Origin of the sequence: Tolumonas lignilytica (assembly GCF_000527035.1) — a bacterium.
GTDB classification, from domain to species: domain Bacteria; phylum Pseudomonadota; class Gammaproteobacteria; order Enterobacterales; family Aeromonadaceae; genus Tolumonas; species Tolumonas lignilytica.
Genome location: NZ_AZUK01000001.1, coordinates 1,427,544 through 1,441,626 on the forward strand (window position 1 = coordinate 1,427,544; position 14,083 = coordinate 1,441,626).

General features: G+C 51.6%; 14 protein-coding genes. 6 read left to right on the forward strand and 8 right to left on the reverse strand.

Features of this window, described 5'->3' with window-relative positions; all coding sequences use genetic code 11:
- Positions 1-16: 16 nt before the first annotated feature.
- The 5 genes from H027_RS0106745 to srlA form a co-directional block, all read right to left on the reverse strand.
- Positions 17-373 (reverse strand): transcriptional regulator GutM, encoded by a 357-nt coding sequence (locus H027_RS0106745; protein WP_024871724.1) that lies wholly within the window; start codon positions 371-373, stop codon positions 17-19.
- 108 nt (positions 374-481) lie between these two features.
- A complete protein-coding gene (gene srlD / locus H027_RS0106750; RefSeq protein ID WP_024871725.1) occupies positions 482-1,258 on the reverse strand; it encodes a sorbitol-6-phosphate dehydrogenase in 777 nt (258 codons plus the stop codon).
- Positions 1,259-1,336: 78 nt separating this feature from the next.
- A complete protein-coding gene (locus H027_RS0106755) occupies positions 1,337-1,699 on the reverse strand; it encodes a PTS glucitol/sorbitol transporter subunit IIA (protein ID WP_081741413.1) in 363 nt (120 codons plus the stop codon).
- 33 nt (positions 1,700-1,732) lie between these two features.
- Entirely contained in the window at positions 1,733-2,716 is a 984-nt protein-coding gene (srlE, locus tag H027_RS0106760; RefSeq protein WP_024871727.1) for a PTS glucitol/sorbitol transporter subunit IIB, read from the reverse strand.
- Between the two features lie 21 nt (positions 2,717-2,737).
- Positions 2,738-3,292: a PTS glucitol/sorbitol transporter subunit IIC gene (gene srlA / locus H027_RS0106765; protein WP_024871728.1), complete on the reverse strand. Its 555-nt coding sequence runs from the start codon at positions 3,290-3,292 to the stop codon at positions 2,738-2,740.
- A gap of 497 nt (positions 3,293-3,789) precedes the next feature.
- Between srlA and recG the strand changes: the two genes are divergently transcribed.
- Genes recG through H027_RS0106785 form a run of 3 tightly spaced genes read left to right on the forward strand, consistent with a single transcriptional unit; the run spans position 3,790 to position 8,642 of the window.
- A complete protein-coding gene (recG, locus tag H027_RS0106775) occupies positions 3,790-5,859 on the forward strand; it encodes an ATP-dependent DNA helicase RecG (protein WP_024871729.1) in 2,070 nt (689 codons plus the stop codon).
- A 60-nt stretch (positions 5,860-5,919) separates the two neighbouring features.
- The gene (locus H027_RS0106780) at positions 5,920-7,947 is read left to right on the forward strand and encodes an AsmA family protein (RefSeq protein WP_161632448.1); all 2,028 of its coding nucleotides are present in this window, start codon (positions 5,920-5,922) and stop codon (positions 7,945-7,947) included.
- Complete coding sequence (locus H027_RS0106785) at positions 7,944-8,642, forward strand: fused MFS/spermidine synthase (protein WP_024871731.1); 699 nt, start codon at positions 7,944-7,946, stop codon at positions 8,640-8,642. The genes H027_RS0106780 and H027_RS0106785 overlap by 4 nt, the downstream gene beginning before the upstream one ends.
- Here H027_RS0106785 and dtd read toward each other — a convergent pair.
- Together dtd and H027_RS0106795 are read right to left on the reverse strand one after the other, a co-directional pair.
- Entirely contained in the window at positions 8,605-9,045 is a 441-nt protein-coding gene (dtd, locus tag H027_RS0106790) for a D-aminoacyl-tRNA deacylase (protein ID WP_024871732.1), read from the reverse strand. The genes H027_RS0106785 and dtd overlap by 38 nt on opposite strands.
- Before the next feature lie 160 nt (positions 9,046-9,205).
- A complete protein-coding gene (locus H027_RS0106795; RefSeq protein ID WP_051448963.1) occupies positions 9,206-10,507 on the reverse strand; it encodes a multidrug effflux MFS transporter in 1,302 nt (433 codons plus the stop codon).
- Positions 10,508-10,768: 261 nt separating this feature from the next.
- Between H027_RS0106795 and H027_RS0106800 the strand changes: the two genes are divergently transcribed.
- From H027_RS0106800 to H027_RS0106810, 3 genes are all read left to right on the forward strand, one after another.
- Complete coding sequence (locus H027_RS0106800; RefSeq protein ID WP_024871734.1) at positions 10,769-11,707, forward strand: LysR family transcriptional regulator; 939 nt, start codon at positions 10,769-10,771, stop codon at positions 11,705-11,707.
- A 69-nt stretch (positions 11,708-11,776) separates the two neighbouring features.
- The gene (locus H027_RS0106805) at positions 11,777-12,499 is read left to right on the forward strand and encodes an HAD-IA family hydrolase (protein WP_024871735.1); all 723 of its coding nucleotides are present in this window, start codon (positions 11,777-11,779) and stop codon (positions 12,497-12,499) included.
- 13 nt (positions 12,500-12,512) lie between these two features.
- Complete coding sequence (locus H027_RS0106810; RefSeq protein ID WP_024871736.1) at positions 12,513-13,400, forward strand: DMT family transporter; 888 nt, start codon at positions 12,513-12,515, stop codon at positions 13,398-13,400.
- On the opposite strand, the gene H027_RS0106815 is transcribed toward H027_RS0106810, so the two are convergent.
- Positions 13,377-14,012, reverse strand: coding sequence for a hypothetical protein (locus tag H027_RS0106815; protein WP_024871737.1), 636 nt, complete (start codon positions 14,010-14,012; stop codon positions 13,377-13,379). The two genes, H027_RS0106810 and H027_RS0106815, sit on opposite strands and share 24 nt — an antisense overlap.
- Positions 14,013-14,083 lie beyond the last annotated feature (71 nt).

The window sequence follows — 14,083 nt, forward strand, 5'->3', positions numbered from 1 at the left end:
TAGCATTATTGAATTATCATTTTGTTGATAAAGCGCAGGTTATTGCTTCCCGTGTCGCAGAATCCAGCCCGGTCAATATTGTCTCTGATAAAGGGAGCCGAGCATGGATGATCGCGGATAAAGCTTTGGGTCTGGCAAAAATGGTGATGCCTTTCATGATACTGGCATCAACAATCACCTCATTTTCATCATGTGCTAACACAACCAAAGTTCGTGGTTTCCAGCGAGATGAGGTTTTTCCAATTTTCACAATGCCTTTCAAACTCATCGTCTGCAACATGCGGTTAAATGCACGCATCTGTAGAAAACCGGTCACAATTTGCAAACTCCAGGCAATCACGGCACAAATAATCAGCGTATAAGTCGTATCCATTTTTCACCTCGTTGATGGAAAAAAGGCAGTGTAAAAAACACTGCCAACATAACAGGCATCCTCAGGAGCTGAACCGGGATCCTATTAACCCTGAACGAAACAATTTAATTAGAACATCACCTGTCCACCGGTGATATTGATAGATTGACCGGTACAGTAGCTGGCCTCTTCACTGGCATAAAATTTCAGCACGTTCAGAACATCCTGATAATCACAACCCCGTTTCAGCGGCACTTTATCGATATAGACCTGTTCTACCTGATCTTCCGGAATACCGAGTTTCTTCGCGTATTGCGGTAACAGAGACTGGAACATCGGGCTCTTCAGCAAATTGCCCAGCATCAGCGAATGCACGGTAATGTTGTAATCAGCCAGATCCAGTGCCAGAGATTGCGTCAGGCCAACCCCGCCAAATTTTGCGGCAGAGTAACCGGAATTATGTTTTGAACCGACTTTACCGGATTTGGAATTGATCTGGATAATCCGGCCAAAATTCTGTCGCATCATGATTTTTGAAACGGCCCGGGCACACAGGAAATAACCGGTCAGATTAACTTCGATAGAACGTTTCCAGGCATCCAGAGGGAAAGCGTCGATTCTGGCAGCCTGTGCAACACCGGCGTTATACACCATAAGATCGATACGACCGAAACGATCATCAATCGCGCCAACCATACGCTCAACATCTTGTTCATCGGTGGAATTTGCCTGCACAGCCATGACATTGTCTGTCCCGAACTGCTCGGCAATCGCTGCCGCCGTTTCTTGGGCATTCTGTCCGTCTAAATCGGCAACCGCCACTTTATATCCGGCTGCTGCCAATCCATGACACAGAAATGCCCCTAAGTTGCGACCGCCACCAACTACCAATGCCACTTTTGACATGTTAATCTCCTTAATTGCAAGTCTCGCTCCCCCCTGCAACGAGCGCCAACTCATATGTTGCAGAGGGGGCAGTGAGTTTTAGTTATTCAGTTCAAATCTAATTTCTGTACCCAGCACCAATTCATCAGGGCATTTCCCTTCAACATGTACGGTGCCTGGATATTCAGCCTGTGCACCACCATCAAAACGAATGGTGATGTGACCGAGTTCTGCAAGGTTCGGATTAACCACATCCCCCACCGCCGTGATCAGATAACGTGACGCGCCGAGCACAAACTGCCCCCCCGCCTTGATCTCGCCATTCAACTCGGCAGCCGGATGAATGAAGCAATAATCTGCAACATCAGCGGGTGCGTTATCGTTAAATAGGATCATCATATTGTCACTCAGGGCATCTGCCGCATACTCACCGATATGAGTCACTTGGGTACGGTATAACATAGTCATCTCAATCCTCGACTTCTATTACTGCTATTACTGATAGATAAAGAAAGATGCAAACCAAGCCAGCAATACTGTAGGGGCGCCGGTTAAAAACCGGGAGTACAGCACAGACGGTACGCCAATCTGGACAGTTTTTGGTTTCGCTTCAGCCAGACTTAACCCCACAGGGATAAAGTCACAGGCCGCTTGTGCATTGATCGCAAACAGGGCTGGCAATGCCAGATGGGGTGGAATGTTGCCCATGCCAATCTGAGTGCCTACCAAAACCCCGATAACTTGCGCAATCACCGCGCCAGGGCCAAGGAAAGGTGATAAGAATGGGAATGAGCAAATCAACGCCAGCGTAATCAAACCAACTGGGCTTTTTGCCAGTGGAATCAACGCATGTGCAATGACATCACCGAATCCAGACGCAATAATCACCCCAATCAACATCGAAACGAAAGCCATAAATGGCAATATCGATTTCAAGACCGTATCGATCGTTTCACGCCCAGCCTGAAAGAAGGTGGCCATGACGGAGCCCATGCCGATCCCGATCTTCGCCAGCAGGCCATCGCTTTGTTCACTCAGCTTTTTGCTGCTGTCATACTGACGTGGCTCTTCTTTATATGTGTGCTGCATGGTTGGCGCCGGTGTGGCGGTACCTTGTACACTGGCCGTAATGTTATCAGGGCGAACGCCGGAGACATAAATGTCTTCGACAATAAAGTCCGCCATCGGGCCGCTTTTGCCGGTGGAATGGATGTTTACGGTTGGTATCCGTTTTTTCGGATACAGACCGCAGCGTAATGTGCCACCGCAATCAATCACCGCAACGGCGATTTCATTATCAGGAACGGAGGTTTTAAAGCCATCAACCGCTTCCATGCCTGACAATTCCACCATACGGTCCACGATGTCAGGACGTGTACCCGCGGTGATATAAAGGACCTTTTTGTTCTTATCCACTGGGATTGTCAAAGGGCCGCCCCAGCCACCATTTCCTTTGGTGATATACAATGCATTTGCCATGATGTCTGCTCCTGAGCCTGATTAGTTAGTGTGCATATGTACTTCGGTACTGAGACGGATGTTCTGCTGTCTTTCGACAAAAGCGGTCGTAAAATCAGTGATCCAGCCACGGAAGAAATTAGAGACCATACCAACAAACAAATAGCTGATCGCCAGCGGAGCCAACGGCAGATGCAGCGTAGTCAGACCATTGGCAATACCTAAATACACGAACAACTCGCCTGGATTAATATGTGGAAACAGACCGTTCATTGAATGGCAACTGTAAGACGCCGCCGCATAGTAAGACGGTTTATACCGTTCCGGTAAGAAACGTCCCAGACTCAAGGTCATGGGATTCATAAACACAAACGTGCCGACAACCGGTAAGATCAGATAGCGAGAGATAGGGTTGCCCGCACATTTTTGTGCCATGCGTTCAACCCGCTCTTGGCCGATAAACCGGATCAAGGCGTTCATCGCTACCATCAGCGAGATCAACAACGGCAGAATGCCTGTCACCATACTGACAAACACCGCACCGCCTTTCTGGAATAGCCCGATAAACCATTCCGCTGCATGAATTACTAAATCCATGACGTATTCCTCAATTTGATTCCATCAGTGAAGGGACACATCAAACAGCTCAAAGATCATGATGTGCAGTTCAGTACAGACTACGATGATGAACGGGGTGTTTCATGTAACCTGCACATTAATATTTTCACAATGAACGAACATTTGCACATTTTGATTTTCACATTGTGATGCAAGTAGCGTTTTTAATTTGAAAACCACCTGAAATAAACTCATTCAACTCCACAAAGGAGGTTAGCAATGATTTACATGCCTAAAACAGATTCAAAAGACACAAACAAAACCACAAAGGAATCCTCTGACCTCAATATACAATCGAAAAATGGCCCGTTTTCATGACAAAATAAAAATGAATCATCGATTCAGTACCTAAAATAGGCCTATAAATAAACATTGAATTTTCAAAATGAAAATTTCTTTTTTATTTCCTGTCTCGATTTGCCCCTGCCATATCCTCTTGATAATATCTGGATAAATTCACAGTATCAGAGGCTTCCATGGAACTCTCCGCGATCCCGATTTCGATGCTCAAGGGTGTCGGCAGCAAAGTGGCAGAAAAGCTAACGCATCTGCGGCTGCATACTGTGCAGGATCTGCTGTTCCATCTACCGCTGCGTTATGAAGATCGCACGCGCCTCTATTCGATTGCCGAATTAAGGGCCGACCATGCCTGTACCACCGAAGGGGTGATCCAGAGTTGTGACATTCAGCAGGGCAAGCGCCGTATGCTGTTGTGCCGCATCAGTGATGGTAGCGGCTCGCTGACCTTGCGCTTCTTTCATTTCACCGCCGGACAGAAAAATGCACTGACGCCCGGTCGCCGCATTCGCTGTTTTGGCGAAATTAAGCGGGGTCTGCACGGCTTTGAAATCGTTCATCCGGAATACAAGCTGCAGGAAGAGGATGCGCCGCTGGAAATGGCCGCCACACTGACCCCGGTGTATCCGACAACCGAAGGCTTACGGCAGGCTTCGTTACGCAATCTGACCGAACAGGCCTTGCACTTGCTGCAAGAACATGGCGTAAAAGAGTTATTACCAGAAGGCCTCTATCCACGTCAGCTCAGTCTGAGTGCAGCGTTATTGTTACTGCATCGTCCGCCACCTGATGTCTCGCTGGCACAACTGGAAAATGGTCAGCATCCGGCACAACAACGGCTGGCGCTGGAAGAATTGATCGCACATCACCTCACCGTGCTGCAACTGCGCTACAGCGCGCAGCAACATCAGGCGTGTCCGCTGGCCACCAACTGGTCGTTATGCGAACAGTTATTGGCCCGTTTGCCGTTTAAACCGACCGGCGCACAACAACGGGTCGTCAATGAAATCAGCCAAGATCTCACGCGCCCGCATCCGATGATGCGGCTGGTGCAGGGCGATGTCGGCTCCGGTAAAACCCTGGTGGCCGCGCTGGCCGCATTGCAGGTCATCGCGCACGGAGGGCAAGTGGTGCTGATGGCCCCCACTGAGCTGTTGGCGGAACAGCATGCCAACAACTTCAGCAACTGGCTCACGCCATTGGGGATTGAAACCGGCTGGTTGGCTGGCAAGGTGAAAGGTAAAGCGCGTGAACAGCAATTAGCGGCCATTCGCTCCGGACAGGTCAAAATGGTGGTGGGCACCCACGCCGTCTTTCAGGAACAGGTGGAATTTCAACACCTATTGCTGGTCATTGTGGATGAACAACACCGTTTTGGTGTGCATCAGCGGTTGGCATTACGTGAGAAAGGAGCACAGGATGGCGTGTATCCGCATCAGCTGATCATGACCGCCACACCGATCCCACGCACGCTGGCGATGACCATTTACGCCGATTTGGATACATCGATCATTGATGAGTTGCCGCCGGGACGAACCCCGATCACGACCGTCGCCTTGCCGGATAGCCGCCGTGAAACCGTGATTGAACGGGTGCGTCAGGCCTGTCTGGAAGGACGTCAGGCTTATTGGGTCTGCACACTGATTGAAGAGTCGGAAGTGCTGGAGTGTCAGGCCGCGGAAAATACCGCTGAAGAATTACAACAACTGTTGCCGGAACTGCATATCGGGCTGGTCCATGGCAGGATGAAACCCGTCGAAAAACAGCGGGTGATGCAGGAATTCAAAGAAGGCATTCTGCATCTGCTGGTCGCCACCACCGTCATTGAAGTGGGAGTTGATGTGCCAAATGCCAGCCTGATGATCATTGAAAATCCGGAACGGCTCGGGCTGGCCCAATTACACCAATTACGCGGCCGTGTCGGGCGCGGAGCCATTGCCTCGCACTGTGTTTTACTCTATCACGCTCCGTTGTCGAAAACGGCACAGCAGCGGCTCGGTGTTTTACGCGACAGCAATGATGGTTTCGTCATTGCCCAGAAAGATCTGGAGCTGCGCGGCCCCGGAGAAATGCTGGGGGCCAAACAGACAGGTCTCGCCGATCTGAAAATTGCCGATCTGGTGCGCGATCAGGCGCTCATTCCGCAGGTACAGCAGCTGGCGCAACGGATCTTCCAGCAATATCCGGCTTGTGTCACACCCCTGATCCGCCGCTGGTTTGGGGAACGCGATGAATATTCTCAAGCCTGACATCATCCGTTACACTGAACACAAATCCGCCTTAATGATGTGATCTGAATGGCTTTTTTCATGCATCGTCTTTTTCGTTGGTTTCTCTGGTCCGTCTTGGCGCTGGTGATCACCGTCTGGATAACACTCGGTCTATTAAAGCCCGAGTATCTCAAAGGGCCCTTCGTTGCCTGGGTACAACAGCAAACCGGGCTGCCACTGGCTATTGGTAAACTGAGCTACAACCCGCTGTTTCCCAAAATCGTATTAGCCGAGAACGTCACACTGGGGCCCGATATCAAGATCGACAAGGTCTATCTCGAAATTGCTGATGGTTCCTGGTGGCATCGGCAATTACACATCGCCCATCTCGACATCATTCATCCGCAAATCAAATGGCAGCCGGGATTAAGCCTGCCTCAACCTTTTCGACAATTGCAGGTCGACGACCTCAACATTCATAAATTGCAACTGAGCTGGTCATCCGGCGCGGTCTCGGGCGGCAATTTACATCTGGCGAACTGGCAACCGATCCGCGATGGAGAACTCATTCCACTGGCCAATGCCACGTTTGATGCCAGTGTGGAACATCTGCAACATGACACCTTTGCGCTTGGCAAAACCCGGCTCCAGGGCACCGTCACTGACAGCACGCTGAAATTTGATAACCTGCAAAGCGATATCTTCCACGGCGGGCTGGCCGCCCAATTCATCTGGGATCTGAAAAAGAATCATGTGGAATTCCAGAAGCTGGAACTGGCCAATTGGCAGCTCGATCTGCAGGCACTGCCTGCGCTGCCCTTTGCGTTGCCACAGTTCGACGCCGATGAAGTGTCATTGGAAAATGTCAGTGCCATCGATTTGTCCAAGCATTTTGCCATTAACCAGATCTCCGGCACGCTGGAAAAATTGCAATGGCACCCCGGCACACTGCCGACCTTTGAATATCAGGGCAAGCTGGGGGAATACACCAGTGGTCAGTTTCAGTTGACGGATATGCAAGGCGAAGGCCGCCTGCGTGAGCAAGACTGGCGGATGCAGTTCAATGGCAACGCCTATTCCGGCCAATTCTCTGCCGATCTGGAAGGTGATCGTCCGGCTGCCACCCTGACCATCAATGAACTGCAGCTTAATGACATGCACCCTGAACTGCATCCGGGCTGGCGTGCCGTACTGGCTGCGCAACCGTTCCTACAGATCGACCTGCGTCGGCTGGATATCAACCATCTCTCCGTGATCTCTTTTGATGACACGGTGCCGCTGACTGTGAAATGGCTCGATATCTTCCTGACCGATTTACGCTGGACTCCCGCCGGGCTTTCCACCAGCAATCATAAGGCCCGACTGGAAGGTGACTGGCTGGAACTGGTCTGGCAGACCCTGGTCAGTCGCAAGGCCGAATTTCAGGCTGAACTGGCAGACAATAAAATCCAGCTGGAACAATTTAATACCCAACTGGAAAACTCCGATTTCACAGTCAGTGGACAATGGGGTCTGACCACGGATATTCCGCATCAACTCAAGCTGTCACTGAAAAAATTCGATCTGGAACAGCTCAGCGATATGTTAGGGCCCCACTATCCCTTTGCCGGCGAATCGGATCTGACGCTCGATTTACAGGCAAATGGGCATACGCTGACTGATATCGAAAAGACGCTGCAAGGCAGTGCCACCTTGTCGATTAAAGATCTGTTTGTCGATGGGCTGACCTTAGACAGTTATCTGGATAATCAACTCACGCCGAAAGCCCCTGAACCCCAAACCTTTGAACAGCTCATTGGCAAGCTGCGTAGTGGTGACACCGCCTTTAACCATGTCCGTGTTCAGTTGCAGGCCAACCACGGCATGCTGGATTTCGATGGCTCGGCATTTGAATCCATTACCCATCTGCTTGCCTTAAAACAGGGGGTTGATCTGAATAAGCAGCAATGGCGTTTGCAGCTTGGCCTGCTCAATGATCAGAACAAGCCTGAATTGCTCGGCAATTTGACCGGCGCTCTGCAGGAGCCACAATTATCGTTCCATCTACCGGCCAGCAATGCAGCCAGCTGGCCGACCAAACCGATCCATTATCCACCACAGGGGCCACAGGGCCCATTACGGGAATGAACGAGTTGCCCCCTCGCGAATTTGATGTCAGTGCGGCCGCACAAAATGGGTTGCTGATATACTGGCGACGGCAGGGTGAACAATGGCTGGAAGTCCGCGAAGATCAGCACTTTCGCTGGTTGCTGCTCGATGGGGTAGTACAGTCGGTATTGCAACATGCAGCCGCCAGCGAACTCTGTCTGCCGCACCAGCGGCTACTGCAAGCGCTATTACCCGCCGAGGCGCAGCAGATCTTACATCTGGGGCTCGGTGGCGGCGATTTGCTGCGCTGGCTGCACCACCGCTATCCCGGTGTGCAGCAAACGGCCGTCGACTTGAATGCCGCCGTGATCGACATTTATCAGCAATTTTTCCAGCAACAAGAACAGCCGACACTCTGCTGTCATGACGCCTTCGCCTGGCTGAAAACAGATCCCATGCAATATGACCTGATCCTGATCGATCTGTTCAGTGATGATGGCAGCCCGGCCCCGCTCTTTCAGCCTGAAACCTACCAATACCTGCAACAGCGGCTAACGCCGCTTGGCAAAGTCATCGTTAACCTGTTGCCCCGCACCGAACAGGAGTGGCAACAGGTTCGCCATCTGCTGGCCTGTTGTGGTCAGGCGCACAGCCTACAGATTGCCCATTATCGAAACCACCTGATCTGGACCGAGCCTAAACCTGCAGCCAGAACGTCACCGGCCCATCATTGACCAGACTCACCTGCATGTCTGCGGCAAAGCGTCCACTCGCAACGGGGATCCCTTTTTGTGCAACCTGGCCGATAAAGTGCTCATACAAGGCTTCCGCCCGTACCGGATCGGCATTGCGCTCGGCAAAACTGGCGCGCATTCCTTTGCGGGTATCCGCCGCCAGCGTGAATTGCGAAACCACCAGTACCTTTCCCTGCACCTGTTGTACGTTCAGGTTCATCTTGCCTTCTCCATCGCTGAACACCCGATAGCCGGCCACCCGATGTGCCAGCTTATCGGCTTTGACCGGGTCATCATCGCGTTCCACCCCCAGCAACACCAGTAACCCCGGTCCGATTTCGCCAGTGATCTCACCGTCCACCACCACGCGTGCTTCACTGACACGCTGAATCAAAGCAATCATCACGCAACCTTCTCTGTCTTCTGATGACACCTAGCTTAACGGAAATGGAAAGAATCAGAAAAAAAAGAGCGGCGAGAGGAGACTTCTCGCCGCTAAAGGTCCGCTTACTAAGCGTTTCTACAAAGGAACTCTGTGATGGATAAGCTCTGCGATAGCGAGCTCAGTGATGAATTGGATGATGGTGTGAATGCCAGTCATCGCAGGCAGGCACCGTGTTTCTGGCATGGTGCGTCAGATACAGCAGTACCACCCCGCCCAGCAACAACACTGCACCCAACCCCATAATCGACGTAATACCCAGGCTGACCAAAAATGCACTGGCAAAAGAAGCCGATAACATCTGACCCGCCCCTGCCAACGCTGTGGCAGTACCGGCTGTGCGTTTGTAAGGCTCCAGCAGGCTGGAAAGTGCATTCGGGAACGCCATGCCATTACCAAATGCAAACAGTGACAAGCTCAGCATCATCAACAATGCGGTGTGCGGCAGTATCAGCATGCACACACCCGAGACCAGCTGCAGCATCGATGCACCTTGCAAGACTGACTCTTTAGAAAAGTAATGCCGAGTCTTACTGGCCAGCACACCGCCTAATACCAGTGAAATCGCCGGTAACAGCGTCCAGCGGCCATAGACATCCGCTGACATCCCAACCTGCATCTGCATGATGAACGGCATTACGGAAATCGAGAAAACGTTGAGTGAATACTGAATCCACACCACGCCCGAATAACAGCGAAAGTGGTCACTCTTCAGCAGTTGCCAGTATTGATGCACAAAATCACTGGCATGGGCCCGATCTGCAGAAGATTCTGCGGTATGTGTCTCTTCAAAACGATAGAACAACAAGACCCAGAGAAGACCGAGATAACCGGCCATCGTGAAGAAAATACTGACCCAGCCAAAGTGAGTAGTCAGGAAGCCACCGGCCAATGGCGTAATGGTCGGCACAAACGCCATTACAATCCCGAAATAGGCCATCGCCTGGCGCAGGTGCGTCCCTTCATAACGATCACGTAACGACACCCGGGCAATGACGGAAGCACAACCGGCACCGACACCCTGTAGTACTCGTCCTAGGATAATGATGGCGGCACTCTGATGGGCAAATAAACTCAGCAGGATCCCGACAACGGCAACCATCAAGCCCGATAGCAACACCGGACGGCGACCATAAATATCTGAAAATGGGCCATAAAATAACTGAGAAGGACCAAAGCCGAGCAAATAGGCAGAGACCAGCCATTGCGTCATCTGCGAGGAGATGTGTAGATCCTGATGCATTTCTGGCAGCGCCGGCAGCAACAAGCTCATCCCGGTCTGACCAACGGCAATCAACAAACAAGAGTAAATTACTGGTATCCATTTTTCCCGTCGGCTCAATTCTTTCGACTGAACGATCGACGGTTGTTGAATTACAACGCTATCTTTATAGTATGCGCCACTACTACTATCACTGCTCATTTTTTGTTCTCTGATATCTTAGCGGGAAAACATAACCCGAACCATGAAACATCTCATTTCATGGTGAAAAACTCTGCAGAACTTGGGGTTCTCAGTGTTTTTTATAATTATCCGTAGTGGAGATGAAAACTGTCTAACGACTAATTTTCATAACCTGTGATAAGAAAAACTTTTCGCGGCTCATGGCCCGAATTATGCATTTGGCTGATGAACCGGCCGCAGTCATAGGTCGCATCCGGTTTTGGGCATTAAGAGGTCATCGTGAACGTTCGCTTTCTGGAAACATTTCTGTGGGTTGCCCGGTTAAATAGTTTCCGATTAACAGCTGAAAAATTATTCACCACCCAGGCATCCATCTCAAACCGGATCGCGGCGTTGGAAGAAGAACTGGGCGTAAGATTGTTTGTGCGGGACAGCAAAGGCGTCCGGCTCACCCCTGATGGCGAAAAGGTGCTGGAGTATGCCGAACAAATTGTCGGCCGGGCCCACGCCTTACGCATGTCGCTCGGACAGGCCAGTGGCTATGAGGGTAAAGTCCGCATCGGTGCGATCGATTCGGTGGTACATACCTGGTTTATTGAACTGTTATCATGGATCACCGATCACTACCCGCATCTGGAAGTCGAAATCACGGTCGACAGTGCCCGTGGTCTCGCTAATCAGTTGCAGAAAGGCTATCTCGACATCGCTTTTCAGGCTGATCTGATCCGTCTTGAATCGATCCACAACCTCGAACTGGCGAAATACCCCATGCGCTGGATTGTCGCCGCCAATTCCGCATTTAACCGCCCATTCGCCTCATTGCAGGATCTGGCCAAAGAGCGGTTGATCACCTTTGTCGCCAACTCCCGTCCGCATCAGGATATTCTCAGCCTGCTGCATCTGAACGGCATTACATCGCCTCGGGTCAGTTGCGTGAACTCTTTTGCCGCCATGACGCGGCTGATTGAAGATGGTTTCGGGATTGGCGTCATTCCGCCGGCGCTGGTACGGGAACAGTTGGCGAACGGTTCGCTGGTGATCCTGAATATCGAAAACACCCAACCCTCCTCGTTGTCGATGCTGTCACAGGTTGCCTCCTGGCGCACAGGGCCGGGGCTGGATCACTGTGAGGCGATCGTGCGCCAGGCACAAAATATTGTGCAGCGTTTCTGTAAGATCATCGGCCAAGAACGCGGGATTGCGGCAACCAGCACATAAGCGATAGCGGGCGGTGGATAAAAAACGCTAATATGGGTCACCATTCCCGCTCTGTCATCCGAGTCTGTTATGCAGTTTTTCCGTCGTTTACAGGATATCCGTGCCATCAGTTTTGATCTGGACGACACGCTTTATGATAACCGTCCGGTGATCGAGCACGCCGAACAGTGGATGGTTGACGCCATGCGCGACCGCTATCTGGCCAGTGCCATGTATGATCGAACCTGGTGGCAACAGCTCAAACACGAATTACAGCTCGCCGACCCTTCGCTGCATGATGATGTCAGTCGTTGTCGGCTAGCCATGATCGAAGTAGGCCTGCAACGCGGCGGTATGGCAAAAGCCGAGGCCAAAACCGCGGCACAACATGTCTTTGCCGAATTTCTCGAAGTCCGTTCTCGCGTGATCGTTCCGGAAGCCTCGCTGGATGTCTTAAAAAAACTCAGCCGGCATTTCCCGCTGGTAGTCATCACCAATGGCAATGTCTTATTGGAACGGATCGGGCTGGCAGGTCAGTTTAAGCATGTACTGAAAGCCGGTAATGGCCGCAAGATGAAACCGGCCCCGGATATGTTCCGGCTGATGGCGGCGCAACTGAAGTTGAGTCCGCATCAGATCCTGCATGTGGGCGACGATGTCACCACTGATGTGCTCGGCGCAATAAGAAATGGTTATCAGGCTGCCTGGATCAATAATCAGGGGCAGGATTGGCGTACGTTGCATACACTGCCGCATCTGATGTTGCATGATATTCAGGATCTGTTGTCGTTAATTCCTGCTTCTCAGCAGTAAGAGTAGTCTGGTAATGAATCCATCCGCTTATGTAACCGGTTTAATGTTGGCGATATTGGCCGCCTGTGGTTTTGCCAGTAAGGCCATTTTTGTCAAACTGGCCTATCGATATGGTGTCGACGGCACGACCTTGGTGACCATACGTTTACTGCTGGTCTTACCATTTATTTCGATTATGCGTCTGTTCCGTCGTGGACCGACCAAGCCGCTCGCCTGGTCGGATCGCGCCATGATCCTGTTATTGGGTATCCTGGGATATTATCTGGCCAGCCTGTTTGATTTCATCGGTCTGGAAACCGTTAGCGCCAGCATTGAACGACTGGTGCTTTGCCTCTACCCCACCCTGACAGTGCTGTTATCCGCCTGGCTTATGAAAACCACCATCAGCCGACACATGTGGTTGTCTATGTTGCTGACGTATCTGGGGATGGTGATTGTTCTGGTCCCGGATTTTGCCGGTGCACGTCTCAATCTGGTGGGTCTGCTGTTTGTCGTGGCCAGTACCGTCAGTTATGCCTTGTATCTGACCTGGAGCCCGCCCGTCATCAAGCGGATCGGTTCCATGCGCTTTGCCGAACTCGCCCTCAGCATGTCGGCGTTATCCATGTTCATTCACTATGCCCTCACGCGCCCACTGCATCATCTCGTTGTTCAGCCCCTCCCTGTCTGGGGCTATGGTTTAATCATGGCGTTACTCTCGACGGTGCTGCCGTTGTATGCCCTGGCCGCCGCCATGGCGAGAATTGGTGCCGGCAAAACCGCACTGATTGGCAGCGTCGGGCCGATTCTGACCATTTTTATGAGTATTGGCATATTGAATGAACACCTAACCCCGCTGCAATGGGTCGGTGTCAGCGTCGTGTTGACCGGGATCTGGCTAGTTGGGCAGCGAAAAACCTGATCCCTGCCGCAGCGAAACCATCAGACGGGCAAAGCCACGGGCATACTCGCGATGGGTTATCTGGTCAATCTGGGGCCAGCGATCCATCGGCAGAAAGGCATACTCCTTCTGGGTTTCCATCTCGGTGCCATGCAAGGCAACCCAACGCGGATTATAACTGCGCTGGGCGGTTTTATCCCACGTCAGTGTCTGTCGCATGGCCGCTTCCATCTCGGCCGGATGACTTAACCCATACGCTGCAATCTCACTACCGAACTGCTCACTGAGTTTGGTCACGCCTTGCTGGACCGAAGCATCCAGTGATTTATTGGCATCACTTCTTGCTCGTAACTGGGCGGTATAAAACCAGAACATGGCATCATGATAGTGTTGTTGCTGATAAAGCTGATAGGCCAGCGCAAACAGCACGGGCGGGGTCACCGCATTTGGCTTGTTCTGTACTGACAGCAGCATATTCTGGTCACCCTGCAATAGGGCATCTACCTGACGGCGCGTCGTTTCCCAGGGTAACAGTCGATATTCCCCCTGGGGTTGAATCAAGGCGGGCGGTGCTTCCTGTGCACACCCCGTCATCAGCGCTAGCAACAGTAATGCGCCTGTTTTCTGCCACATACCTATCTCCTATCCTGCCCGTGTAGAGTAATAGCCTGCGACATGATTGATTGTCAATTGCAGGGAAAAAT

What these genes read in the sequence shown, in the direction of transcription:
- H027_RS0106745 (WP_024871724.1), bottom strand. Translation starts at nt 373, where the DNA reads ATGGATACGACTTATACGCTGATTATTTGTGCCGTGATTGCCTGGAGT.
- srlD (WP_024871725.1), bottom strand. Translation starts at nt 1,258, where the DNA reads ATGTCAAAAGTGGCATTGGTAGTTGGTGGCGGTCGCAACTTAGGGGCA.
- H027_RS0106755 (WP_081741413.1), bottom strand. Translation starts at nt 1,699, where the DNA reads ATGTTATACCGTACCCAAGTGACTCATATCGGTGAGTATGCGGCAGAT.
- srlE (WP_024871727.1), bottom strand. Translation starts at nt 2,716, where the DNA reads ATGGCAAATGCATTGTATATCACCAAAGGAAATGGTGGCTGGGGCGGC.
- srlA (WP_024871728.1), bottom strand. Translation starts at nt 3,292, where the DNA reads ATGGATTTAGTAATTCATGCAGCGGAATGGTTTATCGGGCTATTCCAG.
- recG (WP_024871729.1), top strand. Translation starts at nt 3,790, where the DNA reads ATGGAACTCTCCGCGATCCCGATTTCGATGCTCAAGGGTGTCGGCAGC.
- H027_RS0106780 (WP_161632448.1), top strand. Translation starts at nt 5,920, where the DNA reads ATGCATCGTCTTTTTCGTTGGTTTCTCTGGTCCGTCTTGGCGCTGGTG.
- H027_RS0106785 (WP_024871731.1), top strand. Translation starts at nt 7,944, where the DNA reads ATGAACGAGTTGCCCCCTCGCGAATTTGATGTCAGTGCGGCCGCACAA.
- dtd (WP_024871732.1), bottom strand. Translation starts at nt 9,045, where the DNA reads ATGATTGCTTTGATTCAGCGTGTCAGTGAAGCACGCGTGGTGGTGGAC.
- H027_RS0106795 (WP_051448963.1), bottom strand. Translation starts at nt 10,507, where the DNA reads ATGAGCAGTGATAGTAGTAGTGGCGCATACTATAAAGATAGCGTTGTA.
- H027_RS0106805 (WP_024871735.1), top strand. Translation starts at nt 11,777, where the DNA reads ATGCAGTTTTTCCGTCGTTTACAGGATATCCGTGCCATCAGTTTTGAT.
- H027_RS0106810 (WP_024871736.1), top strand. Translation starts at nt 12,513, where the DNA reads ATGAATCCATCCGCTTATGTAACCGGTTTAATGTTGGCGATATTGGCC.
- H027_RS0106815 (WP_024871737.1), bottom strand. Translation starts at nt 14,012, where the DNA reads ATGTGGCAGAAAACAGGCGCATTACTGTTGCTAGCGCTGATGACGGGG.